Raw genomic sequence first — 26581 nt, forward strand, 5'->3', positions numbered from 1 at the left:
AGCTATGTCTAACGAAAACAATCACCAGCAAGCCCAGATGTTGCGAGGGACTGCTTGGCTAACAGCTAGTAACTTTATTAGTCGCCTCCTTGGTGCTATCTATATTATTCCCTGGTATATCTGGATGGGGACTTATGCCGCTAAGGCGAATGGACTCTTTACTATGGGATACAATATTTATGCTTGGTTCTTGCTGATTTCAACAGCAGGTATACCTGTTGCGGTTGCCAAACAAGTAGCTAAGTACAATACCATGCGAGAAGAAGAGCATAGCTTTGCCTTGATTCGGAGTTTCCTAAGCTTTATGACGGGCTTGGGCTTAGTCTTTGCTTTGGTCTTGTATCTCTTTTCTCCCTGGTTAGCAGATTTGTCAGGTGTGGGGAAAGACCTGATTCCCATCATGCAGAGCTTAGCTTGGGCAGTCTTGATTTTCCCATCTATGAGTGTCATCCGAGGATTCTTCCAAGGGATGAATAACCTGAAACCCTATGCTATGAGTCAAATCGCCGAGCAGGTGATTCGTGTCATCTGGATGTTGATGGCAACCTTCTTCATTATGAAGATGGGTTCTGGTGACTACCTATCAGCCGTTACCCAATCGACCTTTGCGGCCTTTGTGGGGATGGTAGCAAGTTTTGCAGTTTTGATCTACTTCCTTGTCCAAGAAGGTTTGCTCAAAAGAGTCTTTGAAACACGGGATAAAATCAATAGTAAGCGACTCTTAGTCGATACCATCAAGGAAGCCATTCCCTTTATCCTGACAGGATCAGCCATCCAGCTCTTCCAGATTTTAGACCAGATGACCTTTATCAATAGTATGAAGTGGTTTACCAACTACAGCAATGAAGACTTGGTTGTCATGTTTTCTTATTTCTCTGCCAATCCTAATAAAATTACCATGATTTTAATCTCTGTGGGAGTTTCGATTGGGAGTGTCGGCTTGCCGCTGTTGACTGAAAACTATGTGAAAGGTGACTTGCCAGCGGCGGCTCGCCTAGTCCAAGATAGCCTTACCATGCTCTTCTTATTTCTACTACCTGCAACGGTTGGAGTGGTCATGGTAGGGGAGCCTCTTTATACAGTCTTTTACGGTAAGCCAGATAGTCTGGCCATGGGCTTGTTTGTCTTTGCAGTTTTGCAGTCTACTATCCTAGGCTTGTATATGGTCTTGTCTCCTATGCTTCAGGCCATGTTCCGAAACCGCAAGGCAGTTCTTTACTTCATCTATGGTTCCATTGCCAAGATCGTCTTGCAATTGCCAACCATTGCTATTTTCCATAGCTACGGTCCCTTGATTTCAACGACTATCGGCTTGATTATTCCGAATGTCCTGATGTACCGAGACATCTGCCAGGTAACGGGTGCTCGTCGAAAGATTATCTTGAAGAGAACCATTTTGATTACCATCTTGACCCTCGTCATGTTTATCCTAGTTGGCTTCTTGCAGTGGCTACTCGGTTTTGTCTTCCAACCAAGTGGACGTTTCTGGAGTTTCCTTTATGTGGCTCTCATCGGAGGGCTTGGAGGAGGTCTTTATGGTTTGATGAGCCTACGGACACGACTCTTGGACAAGATAATCGGCAAAGCTCAAGCAGACCGACTACGTACACGATTGAAAATATCGTAAAAAGATTTATAAATAAAAGTAATGAATTTAACCTTTCTTTAACAGAAAGGTTTTTATACTACATTTTTCTTAAAAAAAGAGAACTTTTTCTAAAATCAAGAGCAAAAAATATGCTTTTTTAAGTTTTTCTTTAGAAATTACTTGACTAAATAAAACCAAAGCTGTATAATAAGACAAAACTTTTAAATAGGAGGTTCTGGAAATGAAAAAGTCTAAGGCCAAGTATCTGACACTTGCAAGTGTCGTGTTAAGCGCAGGTATCTTACTGAGCGCATGTGGAAATTCAAGTAGCGCTACTAAAACATACAACTATGTTTATTCGAGCGATCCATCTAGTTTGAACTATCTTGCAGAAAACCGTGCAACAACCAATGACATCGTGACCAATTTGGTGGATGGGTTGATGGAAAATGACCAATACGGTAACTATGTTCCATCATTGGCAGAGGATTGGACTGTTTCTCAGGACGGTTTGACCTATACTTACAAATTGCGTAAGGATGCAAAATGGTATACTTATGAGGGTGAAGAATACGCCCCTGTAACGGCCCAAGACTTTGTGACAGGTTTGAAATATGCTGCTGATAAAAAATCCGAAGCCTTGTACCTTGTTCAAGACTCTGTAGCAGGTTTGGATGACTATATCAACGGGAAAACAACTGACTTTTCAACTGTCGGTGTTAAGGCGATTGACGACCAAACAGTTCAGTACACTTTGACACGTCCAGAATCTTATTGGAATTCTAAAACAACTTCAACCATTCTCTTCCCTGTCAATGCAGATTTCTTAAAATCAAAAGGGGATGACTTTGGTAAGGTAGACCCTTCTAGTATTTTGTACAATGGACCTTTCTTGATGAAATCGTTTGTTTCAAAATCTGTTATCGAATTCAAGAAAAATCCTAACTACTGGGATGAAAAAAATGTCTTTGTGGATGATGTGAAATTGGCCTATTATGATGGTAGTGACCAAGATGCCCTAGCACGTAACTTTGTAGAAGGAGTATACAGCTATGCGCGTCTCTATCCAAATAGCTCAAGCTTTGAAGGCATTAAAGAGAAGAACAAGGATAACATCATCTATAGTATGCAAAATGCAACTTCTTATTACTTGAACTTCAACTTGGACAGAAAATCTTATAACTTCACGTCTAAGTCCTCTGATATCGAAAAGAAATCAACCCAAGAAGCAGTTCTGAATAAAAACTTCCGTCAAGCCTTCAACTATGCTTATAACCGTACAGCCTATGGAGCACAATCTCAAGGGGAGGACGGAGCAACAAAGATTATTCGTAACTTGGTTGTACCTCCAACATTTGTAAGTATCAACGGAAAAGACTTTGGCGATGTTGTTTCAGAAAAGATGGTCAAATATGGCCAAGAATGGCAAGGAATCAACTTTGCAGATGCACAAGATCCATACTACAATCCTGACAAGGCTAAAGCTAAATTTGCAGAAGCTAAGAAAGAATTGGAAGCTAAGGGTGTGCAATTCCCAATCCACTTGGATGTATCTGTAGACCAATCAGCTAAAAAAGGTGTACTTGAAGCAAGTTCTTTGAAACAATCCATCGAATCTGTTCTAGGAGCTGAGAATGTGGTTATCGATATCCAACAGCTATCAACAGATGACTTTGACAACTCTAGCTACCTAGCTCAAACTGCAGCTCAAAAAGACTTTGATATCTATAATGGCGGTTGGAGTGCGGACTACTTGGATCCATCAAGTTATCTTGATATCTTAAATGTCAATAACGGTGGTATGTTGCAAAACATTGGTCTAGAACCAGGTGAGGTCAATGACAAGGCTAAGGCAGTTGGTCTGGATACTTACACTCAAATGTTAGAAGAAGCGAACAAGGAGCAAGAACCAGCAAAACGTTATGAAAAATATGCTGAAATTCAAGCTTGGCTCGTTGATAGCGCCCTTGCAATTCCAAACGTTTCTCAGGGTGGAACACCGACCTTGAGAAAGACAGTTCCATTCTCATCACCATTCTCACAAGCTGGAAATAAGGGTGTCGAATCATACAAGTACCTCAAGTTGCAAGATAAGACTGTAACGGCTGATGAGTATGAGAAAGCGAAAGAAAAATGGCTAAAAGAAAAAGAAGAATCAAATAAAAAAGCCCAAGAAGAACTGGCAAAACACGTTAAATAACCAGTCTATTCAACAGGAAAAACGATAGTTTCTCAAGGAACTATCGTTTTTATATAGTTTGAAACTATAGCTAGCTCTTGAAAACAAGAAAATAAGTTAGTGAAAATAAGTGGTACAATAGTTACTATAGATTTGGAGGTATTGTATGAGCAAAGAACTACACATCAACACAATTTTGGCCCAGGCTGGGATCAAGTCGGATAAGGCGACAGGTGCCTTGGTGACACCGCTTCATTTTTCAACCACTTATCAGCATCCAGAGTTTGGCCAGTCTACTGGATTTGACTATACCCGTACTAAAAACCCAACTCGTAGTAAGGCGGAGGAGGTTTTGGCGGCTATTGAATCAGCGGACTATGCCCTAGCAACGAGCTCAGGTATGGCTGCGATTGTACTGGCCTTTAGTGTCTTTCCAGTAGGAAGTAAAGTCTTGGCAGTGCGAGACCTTTATGGTGGTTCTTTCCGTTGGTTCAACCAAATGGAGCAGGAAGGTCGTTTCCATTTTACCTATGCCAATACTGAAGCAGAGTTGATTACTGAGCTGGAAAATGATGTGGATGTTCTCTATATCGAAACGCCAACCAATCCCTTGATGTTGGAATTTGATATTGCCAAACTAGCCAAACTAGCTCATGCCAAGGGTGCCAAGGTAGTGGTGGACAATACCTTCTACAGTCCGATTTACCAACGTCCGATTGAAGATGGTGCGGATATCGTTCTTCATTCTGCCACCAAGTACTTAGCAGGGCACAATGATGTTTTAGCTGGGGTGGTTGTGACTAATAGTTTAGAACTATATGAACAACTGTTCTACAATCTCAATACGACTGGTGCGGTCTTGTCACCATTTGATAGTTATCAGTTGATTCGTGGTCTTAAAACTCTACCTCTTCGTATGGAGCGTTCTACAGCCAATGCCCAAGAAGTGGTTGCCTTTTTGAAGGATTCACCTGCTGTCAAGGAAGTGCTCTATACTGGACGTGGGGGTATGATTTCCTTTAAAGTAGTGGATGAAAAACGTATTCCTCATATTTTAAATAGCCTCAAGGTCTTCTCATTTGCAGAAAGTTTGGGTGGGGTAGAGAGTCTGATCACCTATCCGACGACGCAAACCCATGCGGATATTCCGGCAGAAGTGCGCCATTCCTATGGCTTAACAGATGACCTCTTGCGTTTATCCATTGGGATTGAAGATGCTAGAGATTTGATTGCGGACTTGCGCCAAGCTTTGGAAGGATAAGATAGATATGGGAAAATATGATTTTACAAGCCTGCCCAATCGTTTTGGGCACCATACCTATAAATGGAAAGAATCAGAAGCTGATCGCGAAGTTCTACCAGCCTGGATAGCAGATATGGACTTTGTGGTTTTGCCTGAGGTTCGACGAGCTGTACAAGCCTACGCAGATCAGTTGGTCTATGGCTATACTTATGCTAGTGATGCTTTGATTCAGTCGGTTCAGGACTGGGAAGCCACACAACATGGCTATCACTTTGATAAGGATGCCCTCGTCTTTATTGAGGGAGTGGTACCAGCTATTTCAACAGCCATTCAAGCCTTTACAAAAGAAGGAGAGGCTGTCCTGATTAACACACCGGTCTATCCACCCTTTGCACGCAGTGTCAAACTGAACAATCGCAGATTGATTACCAATTCTTTGGTGGAAAAGGATGGGCTGTTTGAGATTGACTTTGACCAGTTGGAGAATCAATTGGTAGAAGAGGATGTGAAGCTTTATATCCTTTGCAATCCCCACAATCCTGGTGGACGTGTTTGGGAAAAGGAAGTGTTAGAAAAGATTGGGCATCTCTGCCAAAAACATGGTGTTTTGTTGGTTTCAGATGAGATTCACCAAGATTTGGCTCTCTTTGGTCGCAAACACCAGTCATTCAATACCATTGATCCCGCTTTTAAAGACTTTGCCCTTATCTTGAGTAGTGCCACTAAGACCTTTAATATTGCTGGGACCAAGAATTCCTATGCAGTTATTGAAAATCCCAAGCTTCGTGTGGCTTTCCAAAAACGCCAGTTGGCCAATAACCAACATGAAATCTCAGGCTTGGGTTATTTGGCGACAGAAGCTGCCTACCGTTATGGTAAGGACTGGTTAGGAGAACTAAAAGAAGTTATCGAGGACCACATTAACTATGTAGTGGATATTTTGGGCAACGAAACCAAGATTAAGGTCATGAAACCACAAGGTACCTACTTGATCTGGCTTGATTTTTCAGTCTATGAGCTAACGGATGACCGCTTGCAAGAGCTTTTGAAGAATGAAGCCAAGGTTATCTTGAATCGAGGTTTGGACTTTGGAGAGGAGGGAACTCTTCATGCCCGCCTCAATGTGGCTATGCCGAAGTCAGTACTGGAAGAGGTTTGCCAACGCATCGTGACCACTTTTGCTACACTTTAAAAATCGAGCCTTCTAGGAGAAAAGTCTTCCTAGAAGGCTATTTTCGTAGGGGAAAATGTGGTATAATGAAAAGATAAGATAAAGGGGTAACTATGGCTAAATTGATTCCGGGAAAGTTGCGCATGGAGGGGGTTGCACTCTATGAAACAGGCAACATTGAGATAATCAAGGAAAAAGGGAATCGCCTCTATACTCGTGTGGCGGGAGAAGACTTGCGCTACAGTTTAGAGGATGATCTGGTTTTTTGTGCTTGCGATTTTTTCCAAAAAAGAAGTTACTGTGTTCACCTCGCAGCGCTCGAGCATTATCTGAAGAATGATGAAGAAGGCCAGGTGATTTTACAAGCCTTAGAAAAAGGACATGAAGAGCAAGAAGAGGTCGAAACCAAGGTTAGTTTTGGCGGTAGTTTTTTGGAGTGTATCCAACCTCAGAAGAGAGAGAAAATCTACACTTTGTCGTCTCAAGGCCAGGTGGAAGCTGGAACCAATCGCCTCCTTTGGACTCTCCGAATCGGTTTAGCTGATAGTCAAAAATATTATGTCATTCGTGACATCCCTCTCTTTTTGAAGGTCTTAGTCCATCGAAAGCCATATATGATTGGGAAGCACTATGAAAATGACTTGTCTTGGGATGCTTTTGATACAGCTAGTCAAGAAGTTCTTACTTTTTTATGTGGCTTAATTGAGGAGGGACTGAGTCAAGACCTCTTTTTCCCCAATCAAGGTCGTCACCTCTTTTTCCCTCTGACCTTTTTTGAGCAGGGAGTGGAGTTGCTGATGAACTTGGAAGATTTTCATTTCGAACATCAGATTACTAGTTATGAAAATCTTCTCTTTCATGATTTAGATCCAGATGCAGAGATTTTCTCTTTTTCCGTGCAGGAGTATCCCGATTATTTTGAGATGGAAATTTCTGAGACTGACCGAGTTAACGTATTCTATGGAGGGGCAGTTCTCTTTCGTAAGGGGAATCTTTATCTCTTAAACCCTAAACAAATCAGCCTCCTAAAGGAAATCAAAGAGCTCCCTCAGGAGGAAAGAGGGAGAAAATGCCTCCAGTTTGACAACAGTGATCGTGACCGTCTGGCCGCCTGCCTGCCTTTGTTTAGACAGCTAGGAACAGTTTCTGCTCCTGAGCGCTTACAAATACGATCCTTTTCACCAATCTTTTACTTTGATAGGGAGGATGACGGCCGCATCCGTTTGGATATCCAGTTTGACTATGGAGATGTTAAGGTGACTAGTCGTCAACAGCTGGAACAATTACCTTTTTCAAGCTATGCCGTCTTGGAAAATCAGCTATTTCAAGTCTGTTTAGGGGCTGGTTTTGAGGCTGATTTTCAGTCTTGGAGACAGGCTTTGAAGCCAGAGGCAGTTTATTCTTTCTTTCACCATACGATTCCAGCTTTTGAGAAATTAGGTCAGGTTTTCTTGTCTGATGAGATGAATCAGTTCTACAGCGTCCAAGCTCCTCAGGTTCAGATTGAGTCCAAGGGAGGACTGTTGGAAATTCAATTTGATTTCCAAGGGATTGCACAAGAAGAGATTGATCAAGCTCTTAAAGCCCTGACCAGCAATCAGGATTTCTATATCAGTTCTTCTGACCAAGTGTACTTTTTTGATGAGGAAACCAAGCAGATTCGTCAAAACTTGCAGGAACTGGGGGTTGAGCTAAAAGATGGTTCTTTCCAAGTGCGAAAATCCCTAACTTATAGCCTTTCTCAGCTTTTTGAAGGTCGGGACAGGATCTCCTTCTCGGAAGAATTTCAGCATTTAGCTCATGATTTGACTCATCCAGAGGATTTTCCTTTGGGAGATATACGGGTTCAGGCGAGTTTAAGAGACTACCAGGAAAAGGGTGTTCGTTGGCTCCAGATGCTTCATCACTATGGCTTTGGTGGCATCCTGGCAGATGATATGGGACTGGGAAAAACACTGCAAACCATCGCTTTTTTGACCAGTCAGGTGACCGAAGAAAGTCGGGTCTTGATTTTGGCTCCGTCAGGTTTGATCTACAATTGGGCAGATGAATTCAGGAAATTTGCCCCACAGTTGGATTTGGCTGTCGTTCATGGTTTGAAAGCGAACCGAGAAGCGATTCTTTCTGAAAATCACCAAATCTATGTGACTAGCTATGCCACCTTTCGTCAAGACAGCGAGCTTTATCAAGAGATGGCTTTTGATTTTCTCTTCTTAGATGAAGCTCAGGTTATGAAAAATGCCCAAACCAAGATTGCTCAGAGTTTGCGCCAGTTTGTGGTGCCAGCAGTTTTTGCTTTGTCAGGTACGCCTATCGAAAACCATTTGGGAGAGTTGTGGTCTATCTTTCAAATTGTGCTTCCAGGGCTCTTACCTAACAAGAAGGAGTTTATGAAATTACCGGCTGACCGGGTTGCGCAGTTTATCAAGCCCTTTGTCATGAGGCGTAAGAAAGAAGAAGTCCTTACAGAACTACCTGACCTGATCGAAGTCGTCTATAAAAATGAACTGGAAGATCAGCAGAAGGCTATCTATCTCGCCCAGTTGCAACAGATGCGAGACCGTCTAGCCCAAGTGACAGATCAAGAACTCCAAAGAAGTCGGGTAGAAATCTTATCTGGCCTCATGCGATTGCGCCAGATTTGCGATACGCCAGCTCTCTTTATGGACGATTACCAAGGAGCCAGTGGTAAACTCGATAGTCTCCGAGATTTATTGCTACAAGTGGCTGATGGTGGGCATCGGGTCTTGATTTTCTCCCAGTTCAAAGGAATGTTGGAAAAAATCGAGCAAGAACTCCCAGACTTGGGCTTGACCTCCTTCAAAATCACAGGTTCAACTCCTGCTCATGACAGACAGGAGATGACCAAGGCTTTTAACCAAGGGGAGAGAGATGCCTTTCTCATCTCCCTTAAGGCGGGTGGTGTTGGTCTCAATCTAACGGGAGCTGATACAGTTATTTTGGTTGACCTCTGGTGGAATCCGGCTGTCGAAGCCCAGGCTATCGGACGAGCCCACCGCATGGGGCAGGAGCAGATGGTCGAGGTCTATCGTTTGATTACCAAGGGAACCATTGAAGAAAAGATCCAAGAACTTCAAGAACAAAAGAAACATTTGGTTTCCCAAGTTTTAGATGGTACGGAGTCGCGTGCGAGTCTCAGTCTGGCAGAAATTCGTGAAATTTTGGGAATTTCTGAAGCCAGCACTTGAAAAATCAAGACAATACGCTATAATGAAGTGTTGAAAGGAAATACAAAATGAAACAAGATCGATTTCCATTGGTGTCAGATGATGAGATCATGCTGACCAAAATGCCAGTCATGGACTTGTACGATGAGTCAGACTTTATTAGCAATATCAAAGGCGATTACCGCGATAAGAACTATTTGGAATGGTCTCCTATCAATGAGGAAGAAACTGTAGTTTCTCCAGTGATTAACAAGGAGTCAAAGCCAAGACCAGAACCTAAAAAAGTTGAAAAAACGTATGCTGAATTGGCTCGAGAAGAGGCGCGTGCGGATTTGAAGAAGAAACGTTCAGCCAAGTATTTGACTCAGGATGTTAGTCATACCAGACGACACAATGGTTCAACACTTGTTCGTCAAGGAAACCAACCAACAGCACCATTTCAAAAGGAAAATCCTGGTGAGTTTGCCAAATTTAGTAAAAACTTGAGCCAGTCTCACTATATCTTAGCTGAGGAGGTTGGCCAAGTGGTGAATCCAACTCCAAAAACCCAAACGGAAAAAGCTAAAAAGAACAACTATGATTTTCTAAAGAAGAGTCAGATCTATAATAAAAAGAATAAGCAAACGGAACAGGAACGTCAGGTTGCCCAAGAGTTGAATCTGACAAGAATTACTGAGTAGGGGAGAAAAGCATGTCAAAAACATATCATTTTATTGGAATCAAGGGATCAGGGATGAGTGCCCTAGCCTTGATGTTGCACCAAATGGGACACAAGGTTCAAGGTTCAGACGTTGAAAAATACTACTTTACTCAACGTGGTCTAGAGCAGGCAGGGATTGCCATTCTTCCTTTTGATGAAAAGAACCTACAAGGTGATGTGGAGATTATCGCTGGGAATGCCTTCCGTCCAGATAACAACGTTGAAATAGCCTATGCAGATCAAAATGGCATTAGCTACAAACGTTATCATGAATTCCTCGGTAGCTTTATGCGTGACTTTGTCAGCATGGGAGTGGCAGGAGCTCATGGAAAAACTTCAACAACAGGTATGCTGTCACACGTCTTGTCTCACATCACAGACACCAGCTTCTTGATTGGAGACGGGACAGGTCGTGGTTCAGCTAATGCCAAATATTTCGTCTTTGAATCAGACGAATACGAGCGTCACTTCATGCCTTATCACCCAGAATACTCTATCATCACCAACATTGACTTTGACCATCCAGACTACTTTACCAGTCTAGAGGATGTTTTCAATGCCTTTAACGACTATGCCAAACAAATTACCAAAGGTTTGTTTGTATACGGTGAAGATCCTGAGTTGCGTAAGATCACAGCCAATGCGCCAATCTATTACTATGGGTTTGAAGCTGAGGATAATGACTTTGTAGCTAGTGATCTCCTTCGTTCTACGACTGGATCAACCTTCACCGTTCACTTCCGTGGACAAGAATTGGGTCAATTCCACATTCCAACCTTTGGTCGACACAATATCATGAATGCGACAGCTGTTATTGGTCTTCTTTACACAGCAGGTTTTGATTTGAACTTGGTCCGTGAACACTTGAAAACTTTTGCTGGTGTTAAGCGTCGTTTCACTGAGAAAATCGTTAATGACACGGTAATCATCGATGACTTTGCCCACCATCCAACAGAAATCATTGCGACCTTGGATGCAGCTCGTCAAAAATACCCAAGCAAGGAAATCGTGGCAGTCTTCCAACCGCATACCTTTACAAGAACCATTGCCTTGTTGGACGAATTTGCCCATGCATTGAATCAAGCAGACGCCGTCTACCTAGCGCAAATCTATGGATCAGCTCGTGAAGTGGACCATGGTGATGTCAAAGTAGAAGACTTAGCCAATAAAATCAACAAGAAACACCAGGTTATCACTGTTGAAAATGTCTCTCCACTCCTAGACCATGACAATGCTGTTTACGTCTTTATGGGTGCAGGAGACATCCAAACCTATGAATATTCATTTGAACGTCTCTTGTCTAACTTGACAAGCAACGTCCAATAAGGAAAACAGATGGAAATTCCAATCACTATAAGGCAAGCTACCTTATCAGATTTAGAAGAAATGTTGGCGATTGAAGAAGCCAATCCTTCATCAGAAGAGTCACTTAGCCGCCAATCTTTAGAAGAGAGTATCCGCAAGACTGCGGATACCTTTCTTGTAGCTGGGGATGAAAATCAGCTCCTAGGCTATGTTTTGGGAGAAGCTCAGTCTATTCATTCCAAATGGATAGAAGTAAAATCATTGACTATTCATCCTGACCATTGGGGACAGGGTCTGGGAACTCTTCTTCTTGCAGCCTTGAAACAGGTGACAGTCGAACTAAATCACCAAGGTATTCTTTTGCAGAGTCCTGATGAACTACTATCATATTTTGAAATGAATGGATTTGTCGAGGAAGAAGTGCCAGAAGCCCTGTATGCAAGCTCTTCGGAATGGTATCTGATTTGGGAAAATCCCTTTTATCAGGAGGAAATATGAAAATCAGACAAGCAAGATTTTCGGATTTAGATCGGATTATAGAGATAGAGCTGGAGAATTTTTCACTGGAGGAAGCCATTCCTCGTTCGGTCTTTGAGGCCCATTTGCAGGAAATTCAGACCAGTTTTCTGGTAGCTGAAAAAGAGGGGCATATTCTTGGTTATATCGAAGGTCCAGTCGTCCCACACCGCCATCTACATGATCAGTCCTTTACAGAAGAAATAAAAGACTATAGCCATCAACCTGGAGGTTATATTTCTGTGACTTGCCTATCTATTGCCAAGGAAGCACAAGCTTTGGGAGTGGGGAAAAGACTATTAAGGGCTTTGAAAGAAGTCGCTTTAGAACATGAGCGAGAGGGCATTAATCTGACGTGTCATGATTACCTTATCGCCTATTATGAAAAGCACGGCTTTGTTAATGAAGGAATATCCCAGTCAAGCTTTGCTGGGGAAACATGGTATGATATGGTCTGGCAGCCTGAAAATCAATAAAACTAGCTAGGGAATGCCCTAGTTGGTTGCTTTTCTGCGACTTTTAAGATATAATATTATGGATTGTCAACAAGGAGGTAATGCTTTTGACTGAAAAATCAAGAGAAGAAGAAAAATTAAGCTTTAAAGAGCAGATTCTACGTGATTTAGAAAGAGTAAAAGAACAAGATAGAAGAGAGAAAGAAGTAGAGATTCCAAATCTGACGGCTTCATCATCTCAAGCTAGTTCAGCAACTCCTTCAGATCTTGAACCAGAAACATCAACAGAAGAGTTGATGGCTGATTCCCTGTCTGTTGTCGATAAAATCCTAAAGAATGCACCAAGTGTTCCTCCACTTTCAAGTGCTAGAACTGATGAAACAGATGACCAAGAAGAGAAAGAGATTAGACAGCCAATCATCGACAAGATTGAGGTTGTAGAATCTGAAGAACCTCTAGTAGAGCCGATTCATCTGGCTGAAGAACCTGTAGTGGAACCTGTTCAGCCTAAGGTAGAACCAGTTGAGCTTAAACCCGAAGAAAAAGAATTTAACGATACTCCGACTAAGATAGCGGTGACCTATAAGACGGAAGAAGCCGATGATTCAATTGCTCCTGAGAATGAGATTGAGGCGCCCGTTTCTACTGAGTCCTCAGACAGCTTAAGAGAGGGTTCTCGTCGTAGTCGTCGTCAAGGTGCAACATCAACTAAGAAAAAGAAAAAATCAAAATCCAAAGGATGCCTAGTAACAGTTCTAGTTCTCCTAGTACTCGTTGCAGGTGGTGGTTATTTTGGCTATGGTTACGTTCAAGATTCCTTGAAGCCTGTTGATGCGAGCTCTAAGGATTACGTAACGGTTCAAATCCCAGACGGTGCAAATGTTCAAGAAATTGGAAGCACCTTGGAAAAATCTGGTTTGGTTAAACATGGACTTATCTTTAGCCTTTATGCTAAATATTATAGCCATGCTAACTTGAAGTCAGGTTATTACAACTTGAAGAAGAGTATGAGTACGGATGAGTTGATTCAAGAATTGGAAAAAGGTGGGACTCCTGAAGCTCAGGCACCTGTTCTTGCAAACTTGACAATTCCAGAGGGCTATACATTAGAGCAAATCGCTCAAACAGTAGGACAACTTCAAGGTGAATTTAAAGAACCTCTTACTGCGGATGCTTTCTTGGCAAAAGCTCAAGATGAGACCTTTATCTCACAATTAGTAGCCAAGTATCCAAACCTACTTGGAAGTCTTCCAACAAAAGACAGTGGCGTTCGTTATCGTCTTGAAGGCTACCTTTTCCCGGCGACCTATACAATCAAAGACAGTACAACTGTTGAAAGTTTGATTGATGAGATGGTAGCTGCTATGGATAAGGCTATGTCACCATATTACGCTACGATCAAAGAAAAGAATCTGACAGTTAATGAATTGCTCAGCATTGCTTCTCTTGTCGAAAAAGAAGGTGCTAAAACCGAAGACCGCAAGATGATCGCAGGTGTCTTCTATAACCGCTTGAATGCTGGTATGCCACTTCAAAGTAATATCGCTATCCTATATGCTCAAGGAAAACTTGGTCAAAAGATTAGTTTAGCAGATGACGCTGGAATTGATACAACGATTGATTCACCATACAATGTTTACACACACCTTGGCCTCATGCCTGGACCGGTTGATAGCCCAAGTTCGGATGCGATTGAAGCAAGTGTAAATCAGACAAAGAGTGAGTACTTGTACTTTGTAGCAAATGTTGAAGACGGTAAAGTATACTTTGCGACAACAAAAGAAGAACATGATCAAAACGTTGCAGAGCATATCAATAGCAAGTTACCTCAAGCAAGTAGTTCAAACTAAAATTATGTGGTTTTCCACATAATTTTGTTTTAAAAAAGTAAATAGAAAAGAAAGTTAAAAAAATGGCAGAAAAAACTTACCCAATGACCCTTGAAGAAAAGGAAAAACTAGAAAAAGAATTAGAGGAGTTGAAACTCGTTCGACGCCCTGAAGTCGTAGAGCGTATCAAGATTGCTCGTTCCTATGGAGACCTTTCAGAAAATAGTGAGTATGAAGCAGCGAAAGATGAACAAGCTTTTGTTGAAGGACAAATTTCAAGTTTAGAAACAAAAATTCGTTATGCTGAAATTGTTAATAGCGATGCAGTTGCCCAAGATGAGGTAGCAATCGGTAAAACAGTAACAATCCAAGAAGTCGGTGAAGACGAAGAAGAGGTCTACATCATCGTCGGTTCTGCAGGTGCAGATGCTTTTGCTGGTAAAGTCTCAAATGAAAGTCCGATTGGCCGTGCTTTGATTGGCAAGAAGACTGGCGATACTGCAACGATTGAAACACCAGTTGGTAGCTATGATGTCAAAATCTTAAAGGTTGAGAAAACAGCCTAAATAGGATGAAAAAGGAGTAGTGAAGGCCTTGCCTTGCTCAACTCCTTTTTGGTTTTTTGGATAAATAGGAGACAATATGAGTGAAAATAAGAAGAAAAACAAAATGGAGCGTGGTTTAACCAATCGCCATGTTCAGGTGATGGCCATTGCGGGAACAATCGGAACAGGACTTTTCCTAGGTGCTGGTCGCTCTATCAGCCTTACAGGACCTTCTATCATCCTGATTTATATGATCACAGGAGCCTTTATGTTTTTGATGATGAGGGCTGTTGGAGAGATGCTGTATCAGGATCCAGAACAGCATACCTTTATCAACTTTATCACCCGTCATTTGGGTAAAGGCTGGGGATATTTCTCAGTTTGGTCTTATTGGCTGTCAGTTGTCTTTATCGGTATGGCAGAAATCACTGCCATCTCAGACTATGTCCGCTTCTGGTTCCCTACCTGGCCTAGCTGGCTGATTCAGCTTGTCTTTTTAACGATTTTGGCGTTGGTCAACCTGATTGCGGTTAAGCTCTTTGGAGAAGTCGAGTTTTGGTTTGCTATGGTCAAGATTGTGGCGATCTTAGCCATGATTGCAACTGGGGTCTTTATGGTTTTGACAGGCTTTAAGACACCGCATGGTGTTGCAAGTTTGGCAAATATCAGCGACCAGTTCTCTCTTTTTCCAAACGGAGTTATGAACTTTGTCATGGCCTTTCAAATGGTATTTTTTGCTTATCTGATGATTGAGTTTATCGGGGTGACAACTTCTGAAACAAAGAACCCTCGTCAGGTCTTGCCCAAAGCTGTTAAGGAAATTCCTCTCAGAATTATCTTCTTCTACGGGGGAGCTCTCATTGCGATTATGGCCATTATTCCTTGGTCTTATCTTAATTCTTCAGATTCTCCATTTGTAACGGTCTTTGAACTGGCAGGGATCAAGTGGGCAGCAGCTCTAATCAACTTTGTTGTATTGACCTCAGCAGCGTCTGCTCTTAACTCAACTCTCTACTCAACAGGGAGACACTTATATCAGATTGCCCATGATTCGCCCAATCGTTTCTTAAAGGCCATCAAGGTCGATACCCTTTCTCGCCACAATGTTCCACAAAATGCCATTATCGCCTCAGCGATCTTGATTGCTCTGGCTGCCTTTATCAATGTGTTGCCAGGTGTTTCAGATGCCTTTGCTTTGATCACCGCATCTTCATCAGGTGTTTACATCGCGATTTATATCTTGATTATGGTGGCTCATCTAAAATACCGCAAGTCACAAGACTTCATGGCTGATGGCTATCTCATGCCTCAGTATCGCTTGCTTAATCCCCTAACCATTCTCTTTTTTGTCTTTGTTTTTGTGACTCTCTTTTTGCAAGAGTCGACTTTCATGGGGGCAGTTGGTTCTGCTATCTGGATCCTTGTTTTTGGGATTTATAGTCAGTGGAAATTTAGAAAATAAATCATGAACTCATCAACTCTGTTTGGTGAGTTTTCTAGTTTGACAGTCTATTGAAATAGGATTATAATCAAGCTGTAGTAGTTTATTAGGAGGTTTGGATGTACCTTAGATTAGAAAATAAGGAGTCGCATAAAGCGCAAGAAATCGCGAATCAAATTCGTACTTATAATCGCTCTAAAAGAGAAGAGGCTGAAAGTGAGCCACTGAATCTTTATGTCGAAGACGAAAAGGGCAATCTCATGGCGGGATTAGTAGCTGAGACTTTCGGAAATTGGTTGGAAATCGAATATTTGTTTGTGAAAGAGGGGCTACGGGAACAAGGAATTGGTTCACAACTACTGCAGCAAGCAGAAAATGAAGCCAAGAAACGAAATTGTCGTTTTGCTTTTGTCAACACTTACCAGTTTCAAGCGCCAGATTTTTATCTAAGTCATGGCTACAAGGAAGTCTTTATCTTGCAAGACTATCCCTACACAGGGCAGAGATACTATTACCAAAAGGATTTGTGACCTAGACTTCTTTCCTTTGAAGAGGAGCTTAGCTAAGTAGCAAAAAGAACGAATACTCTCTATCATGTAAGATGATAGAGAGTTTTTTTGTTAACAAAATCTTACAAAATGCCATTTATACATTGCATTAAGTCAGATATATGGTATAATATATTTGAAAAGAAGCGCAACTTTTTAAAAATTAAAAGGAGGAATCAAGTGGCTAAAAATTTAAAGTTAAAACTAGCTCGTGTGGAGCTTGATATGACACAGGGTGATTTAGCAGAAGCTGTGGGTGTTACTAGGCAGACTATAGGCTTGATAGAAGCAGGGAAATACAATCCTAGTCTCTCCCTCTGCCAGTCCATTTGCAGATGCTTAGGCAAAACTTTGGATCAATTATTTTGGGAGGAAGAAGATGAAAAATAGATTTTTTTATTATCAATTACTAGACGAAAGAGAAGAACAACTGTTTAACAAAGCTGGGACAGAGACTTTTTATATGTTTATCGGGCTCATTCTGCTAAGTTATTTGGTGGCTGTATTAGCACCTGCTCTTTTTAATCCGGATATTCTTCTGGTTACTCTTCTTTTAGGAATTTTCTTCTTTTTCAATCGTGCACGACAACTTGGAGTGACCTACTATAGTCGTTTTCATTTTACGATTGGAGGGTGTTTGCTGGTAACTCTCGCTATTACGACTCTTTTGATGTTGCAAAATTATCAATTCAATATCGAAATTTATCAGCACAATCCTTTGAACTTCAAATACTTGTCTGCTTGGGTTATTACTTATCTGATTTACCTTCCTTGGGTTTTTATCGGCAATCTCGGCCTTAAAAGTTATGGCGAATGGGCTCAAAAAAAGTTTGAGCAAGATATGGATGAACTGGAGAATGGAGAATAGCTTGTTAGCTTTTTATCAATCTCGGTAAAATGTGTTATAATAGTACTAATTTATCGGACGGTGTGAAAGTGGTAGAATACGTTCATACCTTTGTAAAGAAGGAAGAAGGAAAACAGATGTATCCAGATGATAGTTTGACATTGCACACGGACTTGTACCAGATTAACATGATGCAAGTTTACTTTGACCAAGGAATTCACAATAAAAAGGCGGTCTTTGAAGTTTATTTCCGCCAGCAACCATTTAACAACGGTTATGCGGTTTTTGCTGGCTTGGAAAGAATTGTACATTATCTTGAAGACTTACACTTTTCAGATAGCGATATTGCCTACTTGGAGACGCTTGGGTATCATGGAGAATTCTTGGATTACCTACGAAATCTCAAGTTAGAACTAACGGTTCGTTCTGCTCAGGAAGGGGACTTGGTTTTTGCTAATGAGCCGATTGTGCAGGTTGAAGGACCTCTAGCCCAATGTCAATTGGTCGAAACGGCTCTCTTAAACATCGTTAACTTTCAAACCTTGATAGCGACCAAGGCAGCACGTATTCGTTCAGTCATTGAAGATGAACCCTTGATGGAATTCGGGACACGTCGTGCGCAAGAAATGGATGCAGCTATCTGGGGAACACGCGCAGCCGTGATTGGTGGAGCTAACGGAACTAGCAATGTGCGAGCAGGGAAGCTCTTTGGCATTCCAGTCCTAGGAACCCACGCCCATGCCTTGGTACAGGTTTATGGAAACGACTATGAGGCCTTCAAGGCTTATGCGTCAACCCATCGTGACTGTGTCTTTCTAGTAGATACATATGATACGCTTCGCATCGGTGTGCCAGCTGCCATTCAGGTAGCGCGTGAACTGGGAGACAAGATTAATTTTAAAGGCGTTCGTATTGACTCAGGGGATATTGCCTATATCTCCAAGAAAGTTCGACAACAGTTGGATGAGGCTGGATACCCAGATGCCAAAATTTACGCTTCCAATGACCTAGATGAAAATACCATCCTTAACCTCAAAATGCAACACGCTAAGATTGATGTTTGGGGGGTGGGTACCAAGCTGATTACAGCCTATGATCAGCCAGCCCTTGGAGCGGTTTATAAGATTGTGGCTATCGAAGATGAAACTGGTAAGATGCGCAATACCATCAAGCTTTCAAGCAATGCTGAAAAAGTATCGACCCCAGGTAAGAAGCAGGTATGGCGCATTACTAGTCGTGAAAAAGGTAAGTCAGAAGGTGACTACATCACCTATGACGGTGTGGATGTTGCCAGCATGACAGAAATCAAAATGTTCCATCCGACCTATACTTACATTAAGAAGACCGTTCGAAACTTTGATGCTGTTCCTCTCTTGGTGGATATCTTTAAAGAAGGAACATTAGTTTACGATTTGCCTAGTTTGACTGACATTCAAGCCTATGCTCGTAAGGAATTTGACAAACTTTGGGATGAGTACAAACGGGTACTCAATCCGCAACACTATCCAGTGGATCTGGCGCGTGATATTTGGCAGGACAAAATGGACTTGATTGACAAGATGCGCAAAGAAGCTCTTGGTGAAGGAGAAGAAGAATGAGTTTGCAAGAGACCATTATCCAGCAACTGGGCGTCAAACCAGTGATTGATGCCCAGGAAGAAATTCGTCGTTCGATTGATTTCTTAAAGAGATACTTGAAAAAACACCCTTTCCTTAAAACCTTTGTATTAGGGATTTCTGGGGGACAAGACTCAACCTTAGCAGGACGTTTGGCGCAATTAGCTATGGAAGAAATGCGAGCTGAGACAGGAGATGACAGCTATCAATTTATCGCTGTCCGCCTGCCATATGGTGTGCAAGCTGATGAAGCAGATGCACAAAAAGCTCTCGCTTTCATACAGCCAGATGTCAGTCTAGTTGTAAATATCAAGGAATCTGTTGATGCTATGGCCTTAGCGATAGAAGCTACAGGCAGTCCAATGACGGATTTTAACAAAGGAAACATCAAGGCTCGTAGCCGTATGATCGCTCAATATGCCCTTGCTGGAGCACATAGCGGAGCTGTTATTGGGACAGACCACGCCGCGGAAAACATCACAGGTTTCTTTACCAAGTTTGGTGACGGTGGTGCGGATATTCTCCCTCTTTACCGACTCAATAAACGCCAAGGAAAACAACTCTTGCAGGAACTTGGTGCAGACCCAGCCCTTTATGAAAAAATCCCAACAGCAGATTTGGAAGAAGAAAAACCAGGTATTGCAGATGAAGTCGCCCTCGGAGTCACTTACAATGAAATTGACGACTACCTTGAAGGAAAAACAATCAGCCCAGAAGTCCAAGCGACTATCGAAAACTGGTGGCACAAAGGCCAACACAAACGCCACCTACCAATTACCGTCTTTGATGACTTTTGGGAGTAAAAACCTCCAGTGGAGATTTTTACCCTGAGCCTGGAAATGAGAAAGCGAGGCAGATTCGGTAACTCGAAGAGTTCGATTTCGTTGTCTCACCCCCGCAACGATGACTAGGTTTGAAAAAGCTTGGTAAAGCGCATTTCAAACCAGACAGCGACTGCGTCAAGTAACTAGATGAAAAACTTGTTTTCTAGCTGTTACTGAGTATAGTCTTTTTACCCTGAGCCTAGAAATAAGAAAGCGAAGATGGTCCGGGGACTTTTTTAGCTTGAGCCTTAAGCTTAGAAAGCGAGGTAACATTATGAAAGCAATCGGTACGCAAATGTTACAGACAGAACGTTTGATTTTGAGAAGATTTGTGGAGAGTGATGCGGAAGCCATGTTTCAAAATTGGGCTTCGTCTGCTGAGAATCTGACCTATGTCACCTGGGATCCTCATCCTGATGTTGAGGTGACTCGGAACTCGATTCGAAATTGGGTTGCATCCTATCCCAATCCCAACTATTACAAATGGGCCATTTGTCTCAAAGAAAATCCTGAGCAAGTGATAGGAGATATCAGCATCGTTGAGATGAATGAGAAAGATTCAAGTTGTGAAATTGGCTATATTTTAGGAAAAAACTATTGGGGTCGTGGTATGATGACAGAGGCCTTGAAAGCTGTGTTAGACTTTTGTTTTACCCAAGCAGGATTTCAAAAGGTCAGAGCAAGATATGCCAGTCTCAACCCGGCTTCAGGCCGTGTGATGGAAAAAGCGGGAATGTCTTATCTAAAAACCATTGCCAATGGTGTAGAGAGAGAAGACTACGTTGCGGACCTTATTTATTACCAGATAAGCAGAAAAGACAGATGATTTTCTTTTCTGTTTCTATCAAAGTCAGACCTTGTCTGGCTTTTTTTTGTGCCAGATTTCTAAATAAACTGATTAAATTCCTATTTTTCCCTATCATTGTCCCTGTTTTTTCTGGAGTTTTGGAGCTATAATAGTCCTATCAAATCAAAGAATGGAGGAAGGCAATGGACAATGTAATCTTTTTTATCAGTGTTTTTCTTGCTGGAATTCTTTCCTTCTTTTCTCCTTGTATCTTACCCTTGTTGCCAGTCTATGCAGGAGTCTTATTGGATGATAAGAATGATGCTCAGGATTCTAGCGGAAAATTTTCAATCTCACTTGTAAGTTTATTGCGAACTCTGGCCTTTATAGCGGGGATTTCCTTTGTTTTTATCTTACTGGGTTATGGAGCTGGTTTTTTAGGCAATTTGCTGTATGCTTCTTGGTTTCAGTATGTGACGGGTACGGTTATCATTCTCTTGGGCTTGCACCAGATGGAAGTTTTACATTTGCAGGGACTCTACAAGGAAAGAAGGCTACAATTAAAGAGACAGGGGCAAAAGGGTAACGGCTATAGTCAGGCATTTTTACTGGGGTTGACCTTTAGTTTTGCTTGGACGCCGTGTGTGGGGCCAGTTCTGGGCTCTGTTTTGGCTTTGGCGGCTTCAGGTGGTTCAGGAGCTTGGCAGGGAGCTGGTCTCATGTTGGTTTACACGCTGGGATTGGCGCTACCATTTTTAGTCCTAGCTCTCGCCTCCAGCTATGTTTTGAAACATTTCCGAAAACTCCATCCTTATCTCGGAACCCTCAAAAAAGTAGGTGGTTTCCTCATTATCGTGATGGGAATCTTGGTTCTTTTGGGAAATGCTTCCATTTTGACTACATTATTTGAATAGAGAGGAAAAAGAAATGAAAAAATGGCAAACATGTCTCCTTGGAGTAGGCTCAATCTGTTGTTTGGCAGCCTGTTCGGCTAAAAACATGTCAGACGAGTCTACTATGAAGGAGCAAACGAAAACAGAACAAGTCAGTTCGCAAACTGCGACTAAAGGTCAGGCGGTTGCTGATTTTGAACTGATGGGAGTAGATGGCAAAACCTACCGCTTGTCTGATTACAAGGGTAAGAAAGTCTATCTCAAATTCTGGGCTTCTTGGTGTTCCATCTGTCTAGCCAGCCTTCCAGATACGGACGAAATCGCTAAGGATGCTGGTGATGACTATGTGGTCTTGACGGTAGTGTCACCTGGACACAAGGGAGAACAAGCGGAAGCGGACTTTAAGAATTGGTACAAGGGCTTGGATTATAAAAATTTTCCAGTTCTAATTGATCCGTCAGGCAAACTTTTGGAAAGTTATGGTGTTCGTTCTTACCCGACTCAAGCCTTTATAGACAAGGAAGGCAAGCTGGTCAAAACGCAACCAGGTTTTATGGATAAGGATATGATTTTAAAAGAATTGAAAGAAATGGGGTAAAGAAAGGCTATGAATGATAAAGTAAAATTGTTTGTCTTGGCAGGGGTCATTCTCCTAGTCCTAACCGGTTTCTATTTTCTATTGATGCGAAATGCAGGGCAGACAGATAGCTCGCAAATTGAGAAAGCATCAGTTAGCCAAGGAGGAAAAACAGTGAAAAAAACAGAAATTAGCAAAGACGCAGACCTGCACGAAATTTATTTAGCTGGGGGATGTTTCTGGGGAGTGGAGGAATACTTCTCACGCGTGCCTGGAGTGACAGATGCCGTTTCAGGCTATGCAAATGGTAGAGGGGAAACAACCAAGTACGAATTGATTAACCAAACAGGACATGCAGAGACTGTTCATGTCACCTATGATGCTAATCAAATTTCTCTTAAAGAAATCCTGCTTCATTACTTCCGCATTATCAATCCAACCAGCAAAAATAAACAAGGAAATGATGTGGGGACTCAGTATCGTACCGGCGTATATTACACAGATGACAAGGATTTGGAGGTAATCAACCAAGTCTTTGATGAAGTTGCTAAGAAATACGACCAACCTCTGGCAGTTGAAAAGGAAAACTTGAAGAATTTTGTGGTGGCGGAGGATTATCACCAAGACTACCTCAAGAAAAATCCAAATGGCTACTGTCATATCAATGTTAATCAGGCTGCCTACCCTGTCATTGATGCCAGCAAATATCCTAAACCAAGTGATGAAGAATTGAAGAAGACCTTGTCACCTGAGGAGTATGCAGTTACCCAGAAAAATCAAACAGAACGAGCTTTTTCAAACCGCTATTGGGATAAATTTGAATCTGGTATCTATGTAGATGTAGCTACTGGCGAACCTCTCTTTTCATCAAAGGACAAGTTTGAGTCTGGTTGTGGCTGGCCTAGTTTCACCCAACCAATCAGCCCAGATGTTGCTACCTACAAGGAAGATAAGTCTTACAATATGACACGCATGGAAGTGCGGAGCCGAGTTGGAGATTCTCACCTTGGCCATGTCTTTACGGATGGACCACAGGACAAGGGTGGCTTACGCTACTGTATCAATAGTCTCTCTATCCGATTTATTCCCAAAGACCAAATGGAAGAAAAAGGCTATGCCTATTTACTAGATTATGTCGATTAAGAAGTCTTTCCTAAGCAGTTAGAGGAGAATTTTGCTATACTGATACTAGTAAGTGGTAAAGGAGCAGAGCATGACCTACACAATCTTAATCGTAGAAGATGAGTATCTGGTAAGACAAGGATTGACCAAGCTGGTTAATGTAGCGGCCTACGATATGGAAATCATCGGTCAGGCTGAAAATGGAAGACAGGCTTGGGACTTGATTCAAAAGCAGGTGCCAGACATCATTTTAACCGATATCAATATGCCTCAGCTAAATGGCATCCAGTTGGCCAGGCTGGTCCGAGAAACCTATCCCCAGGTGCATCTGGTATTTTTGACGGGTTACGATGATTTTGATTATGCCTTGTCTGCTGTCAAACTCGGTGTAGATGACTACTTGCTCAAGCCCTTTTCTCGTCAGGATATTGAGGAAATGTTGGGGAAAATCAAGCAAAAACTAGACAAGGAAGAAAAAGAAGAGCAGTTACAAGATTTATTAACCGATAAGTTTGAGGGAAACCTGGCTCAGAAGATCCAGTCTCATCTGGCTGATAGCCAATTTAGTTTAAAGTCTTTGGCCAGTGATTTGAGCTTTAGTCCGACTTATTTGAGTTCCTTGATTAAGAAAGAGTTGGGCCTGCCTTTTCAGGATTACCTGGTGAGAGAGCGTGTTAAACAAGCCAAGCTCTTGCTTCTGACCACAGATTTAAAGATTTACGAGATAGCCGAAAAGGTTGGCTTTGAAGATATGAACTACTTTACCCAACGTTTTAAACAGATTGCAGGTGTGACACCTCGTCAGTTTAAGAAAGGAGAAGGCCGATGAAGCGTTCTTCTCTTTTAGTCAGAATGGTTATTTCCATCTTTCTGGTCTTTCTCATTCTCCTAGCTCTGGTTGGGACTTTCTATTATCAATCTAGTTCAGCAGCCATTGAGGCCACTATTGAGGGTAATAGCCAAACGACCATTAGCCAAACTAGCCACTTTATTCATTCTTATATCAAAAAATTAGAAACCACCTCTACCAGTTTGACCCAGCAGGCAGATGTCTTAGCCTATGCTGAGAATCCTAACCAAGTCCAAGCCAAGGGAATCAGAGATCTGTTTTTGACTATCTTAAAGGCGGATCAGGACTTGAAAACGGTGGTACTGGTATCCAAATCCGGTCAGGTCATTTCCACTGATGACAGTGTGCAGATGAAAACTTCCTCTGATATGATGGCTGAGGATTGGTACCAAAAGGCTATTCATCAGGGAGCTAAGCCAGTTTTGACACCAGCTCGTAAATCAGACAGTCAGTGGGTCATTTCTGTTACTCAGGAACTTGTTGATGCAGAGGGGGGCAATCTTGGCGTGCTTCGTTTGGATATTTCCTACGAAACTCTGGAAGCCTATCTTAACCAACTCCAGTTGGGTCAGCAGGGTTTTGCCTTTATCATCAATGAAAAGCATGAATTTGTCTACCATCCTAAACGTACTGTCTATAGCTCAGCGAGTGAAATGGAGGCCATGAAACCCTACATCGAGACGGGGCAGGGCTATACGCTGGATCATCAATCCTACGTCAGTCAGGAACAGATTGCAGGGACTGATTGGACGGTTATAGGCGTGTCTTCGCTGGAGAAGCTAGACCAGGTTCGGAGTCAACTCATGTGGACCTTGCTTGCTGCTAGTGCCTTATCTCTTCTTGCCTGTCTCTGCTTGGTGTGGTTCAGTCTCAAACGCTGGATTGCGCCTTTGAAGGACCTGAGAGAAACCATGCTGAAAATTGCTTCTGGTACACAAAATCTTCGTGCTAAAGAAGCTGGTGCCTATGAACTGAGAGAAGTGACTCGCCAGTTCAATGCCATGTTGGATCAGATTGATCAGTTGATGGAAGATGTGCGCAGGCAGGAAGAAGCGACCCGGCAGTATGAACTTCAAGCACTGTCGAGCCAGATTAACCCCCATTTCCTCTATAATACTTTAGACACTATCATCTGGATGGCTGAGTTTCAGGATAGTCAGCGAGTGGTTCAGGTGACCAAGTCCTTGGCAACCTATTTCCGCTTGGCGCTCAATCAAGGAAAGGACTTGATTTGCCTGTCTGATGAAATCAATCATGTTCGCCAGTACCTCTTTATCCAGAAACAACGCTATGGTGATAAGCTGGAGTATGAAATTGCTGAAGATCCTGACTTTGATAATTTAGTCTTGCCTAAACTGGTGCTACAACCCCTTGTAGAAAATGCCCTTTATCATGGCATCAAGGAGAAAGATGGACAGGGACATATTAAAGTTTCCGTCCAGAAAAAGGATTCAGGGCTTGTCATCCGCATTGAGGATGATGGTGTTGGTTTCCAAGCTGCTGGCGATAGTAGTCAAAGTCAGCTCAAACGTGGGGGAGTTGGTCTTCAAAATGTCGACCAACGACTCAAACTTCATTTTGGAGAAAACTATCAGATGAAGATTGATTCTGTACCTTCAAAAGGGACGACGGTTGAAATATACATCAATAAAATTGAAACTAGTTAACTCCCAGTTCACTCTGGGAGTTTTACTATTAAAAATCAGAATGATTAGTTGGCCTTGATAAAATCCGTAAAAAAAGATATGATAGATAGTGACAAAAGAGGTATCAAGTATGAAGGAAAAAGACATTCAAAGAGCAACAAGCCAGATTGTAGAAGATGTAATAGACAAGGCTAATTTGAGGCAAGGAGCTATCTTTGTTTTGGGCCTTTCTTCTAGTGAGGTGATAGGTGGTCAGATTGGCAAGGAATCCAGTCAAGAAATTGGGGAAATCATTGTGAAGACCATTCTAGCTATCCTAGAGGCTAAAGGTATTCATCTAGCCGTTCAAGGTTGTGAACATGTCAATCGAGCCCTCGTCGTTGAACGTCAGGTGGCAGAGCAGTTTGGTCTTGAAATCGTCAGTGTCCTTCCTACACTTCATGCAGGAGGTTCGGGTCAGTTGGCAGCCTTCAAGTTTATGCGGGATCCAGTTGAGGTTGAATTTATTAAGGCCCATGCTGGATTGGATATCGGAGATACTGCGATTGGCATGCATGTCAAGCATGTTCAGGTTCCGATTCGCCCTCTTTTGAGAGAAATTGGGCATGCCCATGTAACGGCTCTTGCAAGTCGTCCCAAACTAATCGGAGGAGCGCGTGCGCAGTATCCTGAAGACTTCATAAGAAAGTCATAAGTGGGCTGAAAGTTATC

Annotated in this window: 24 protein-coding genes; all 24 read left to right on the forward strand. The window is 42.3% G+C overall.

The window, feature by feature from the left end; translation table 11 throughout:
- Positions 1–4 precede the first annotated feature (4 nt).
- The 24 genes from B7717_RS03410 to B7717_RS03525 all read left to right on the forward strand — a co-directional run bounded on the left by B7717_RS03410 (position 5) and on the right by B7717_RS03525 (position 26564).
- Complete coding sequence (locus B7717_RS03410; RefSeq protein WP_084944191.1) at positions 5–1627, forward strand: putative polysaccharide biosynthesis protein; 1623 nt, start codon at positions 5–7, stop codon at positions 1625–1627.
- A 202-nt stretch (positions 1628–1829) separates the two neighbouring features.
- The gene (locus tag B7717_RS03415) at positions 1830–3788 is read left to right on the forward strand and encodes a peptide ABC transporter substrate-binding protein (RefSeq protein ID WP_084944192.1); all 1959 of its coding nucleotides are present in this window, start codon (positions 1830–1832) and stop codon (positions 3786–3788) included.
- A gap of 145 nt (positions 3789–3933) precedes the next feature.
- Positions 3934–5028: a cystathionine gamma-synthase gene (locus B7717_RS03420; protein WP_084944193.1), complete on the forward strand. Its 1095-nt coding sequence runs from the start codon at positions 3934–3936 to the stop codon at positions 5026–5028.
- 7 nt (positions 5029–5035) lie between these two features.
- A complete protein-coding gene (locus B7717_RS03425) occupies positions 5036–6202 on the forward strand; it encodes a MalY/PatB family protein (protein ID WP_084944194.1) in 1167 nt (388 codons plus the stop codon).
- A 92-nt stretch (positions 6203–6294) separates the two neighbouring features.
- Positions 6295–9390: a DEAD/DEAH box helicase gene (locus tag B7717_RS03430; protein ID WP_084944195.1), complete on the forward strand. Its 3096-nt coding sequence runs from the start codon at positions 6295–6297 to the stop codon at positions 9388–9390.
- A gap of 47 nt (positions 9391–9437) precedes the next feature.
- Positions 9438–10049, forward strand: a complete 612-nt coding sequence (locus tag B7717_RS03435) for a cystathionine gamma-synthase (protein WP_084855978.1) — start codon at positions 9438–9440, stop codon at positions 10047–10049.
- 11 nt (positions 10050–10060) lie between these two features.
- Entirely contained in the window at positions 10061–11395 is a 1335-nt protein-coding gene (murC, locus tag B7717_RS03440; protein ID WP_049484865.1) for a UDP-N-acetylmuramate--L-alanine ligase, read from the forward strand.
- 9 nt (positions 11396–11404) lie between these two features.
- Entirely contained in the window at positions 11405–11872 is a 468-nt protein-coding gene (locus B7717_RS03445; RefSeq protein ID WP_084944196.1) for a GNAT family N-acetyltransferase, read from the forward strand.
- Entirely contained in the window at positions 11869–12366 is a 498-nt protein-coding gene (locus tag B7717_RS03450) for a GNAT family N-acetyltransferase (protein ID WP_084944197.1), read from the forward strand. The genes B7717_RS03445 and B7717_RS03450 overlap by 4 nt, the downstream gene beginning before the upstream one ends.
- An 80-nt stretch (positions 12367–12446) precedes the next feature.
- Complete coding sequence (mltG, locus tag B7717_RS03455; protein WP_084944198.1) at positions 12447–14195, forward strand: endolytic transglycosylase MltG; 1749 nt, start codon at positions 12447–12449, stop codon at positions 14193–14195.
- A gap of 62 nt (positions 14196–14257) precedes the next feature.
- A complete protein-coding gene (gene greA, locus B7717_RS03460; protein ID WP_000818765.1) occupies positions 14258–14740 on the forward strand; it encodes a transcription elongation factor GreA in 483 nt (160 codons plus the stop codon).
- 76 nt (positions 14741–14816) lie between these two features.
- Entirely contained in the window at positions 14817–16181 is a 1365-nt protein-coding gene (locus B7717_RS03465; RefSeq protein ID WP_042902072.1) for an amino acid permease, read from the forward strand.
- 98 nt (positions 16182–16279) lie between these two features.
- Entirely contained in the window at positions 16280–16690 is a 411-nt protein-coding gene (locus B7717_RS03470) for a GNAT family N-acetyltransferase (RefSeq protein ID WP_084944199.1), read from the forward strand.
- A 198-nt stretch (positions 16691–16888) separates the two neighbouring features.
- Entirely contained in the window at positions 16889–17098 is a 210-nt protein-coding gene (locus tag B7717_RS03475; protein ID WP_001107501.1) for a helix-turn-helix transcriptional regulator, read from the forward strand.
- A complete protein-coding gene (locus B7717_RS03480; RefSeq protein ID WP_084944200.1) occupies positions 17088–17576 on the forward strand; it encodes a DUF6773 family protein in 489 nt (162 codons plus the stop codon). The genes B7717_RS03475 and B7717_RS03480 overlap by 11 nt, the downstream gene beginning before the upstream one ends.
- A gap of 116 nt (positions 17577–17692) precedes the next feature.
- Positions 17693–19153 carry a nicotinate phosphoribosyltransferase gene (locus B7717_RS03485; protein WP_084944201.1) on the forward strand — a complete coding sequence of 487 codons (1461 nt, stop codon included), beginning with the start codon at positions 17693–17695 and terminating at the stop codon, positions 19151–19153.
- The gene (gene nadE, locus B7717_RS03490) at positions 19150–19974 is read left to right on the forward strand and encodes an ammonia-dependent NAD(+) synthetase (RefSeq protein ID WP_084944202.1); all 825 of its coding nucleotides are present in this window, start codon (positions 19150–19152) and stop codon (positions 19972–19974) included. The genes B7717_RS03485 and nadE overlap by 4 nt, the downstream gene beginning before the upstream one ends.
- A 295-nt stretch (positions 19975–20269) precedes the next feature.
- On the forward strand, positions 20270–20821 hold the full coding sequence (locus B7717_RS03495; protein ID WP_084944203.1) for a GNAT family N-acetyltransferase: 552 nt from the start codon (positions 20270–20272) through the stop codon (positions 20819–20821).
- Positions 20822–20985: 164 nt separating this feature from the next.
- Positions 20986–21696: a thiol-disulfide oxidoreductase-associated membrane protein CcdA2 gene (gene ccdA2 / locus B7717_RS03500; RefSeq protein WP_084944204.1), complete on the forward strand. Its 711-nt coding sequence runs from the start codon at positions 20986–20988 to the stop codon at positions 21694–21696.
- A 13-nt stretch (positions 21697–21709) separates the two neighbouring features.
- Positions 21710–22273 (forward strand): redoxin family protein, encoded by a 564-nt coding sequence (locus B7717_RS03505; RefSeq protein ID WP_084944205.1) that lies wholly within the window; start codon positions 21710–21712, stop codon positions 22271–22273.
- A gap of 9 nt (positions 22274–22282) precedes the next feature.
- Positions 22283–23395, forward strand: a complete 1113-nt coding sequence (msrB, locus tag B7717_RS03510) for a peptide-methionine (R)-S-oxide reductase MsrB (protein ID WP_084944206.1) — start codon at positions 22283–22285, stop codon at positions 23393–23395.
- Positions 23396–23465: 70 nt separating this feature from the next.
- Positions 23466–24203 carry a response regulator transcription factor gene (locus tag B7717_RS03515; protein WP_084944207.1) on the forward strand — a complete coding sequence of 246 codons (738 nt, stop codon included), beginning with the start codon at positions 23466–23468 and terminating at the stop codon, positions 24201–24203.
- A complete protein-coding gene (locus B7717_RS03520; RefSeq protein WP_084944208.1) occupies positions 24200–25891 on the forward strand; it encodes a cache domain-containing sensor histidine kinase in 1692 nt (563 codons plus the stop codon). Before B7717_RS03515 ends, B7717_RS03520 begins: the two co-directional genes overlap by 4 nt.
- A 109-nt stretch (positions 25892–26000) precedes the next feature.
- Positions 26001–26564, forward strand: coding sequence for a TIGR01440 family protein (locus tag B7717_RS03525; RefSeq protein ID WP_162287130.1), 564 nt, complete (start codon positions 26001–26003; stop codon positions 26562–26564).
- Positions 26565–26581 lie beyond the last annotated feature (17 nt).

This window comes from Streptococcus oralis subsp. oralis (assembly GCF_002096495.1).
Classification (GTDB): domain Bacteria; phylum Bacillota; class Bacilli; order Lactobacillales; family Streptococcaceae; genus Streptococcus; species Streptococcus oralis_CU.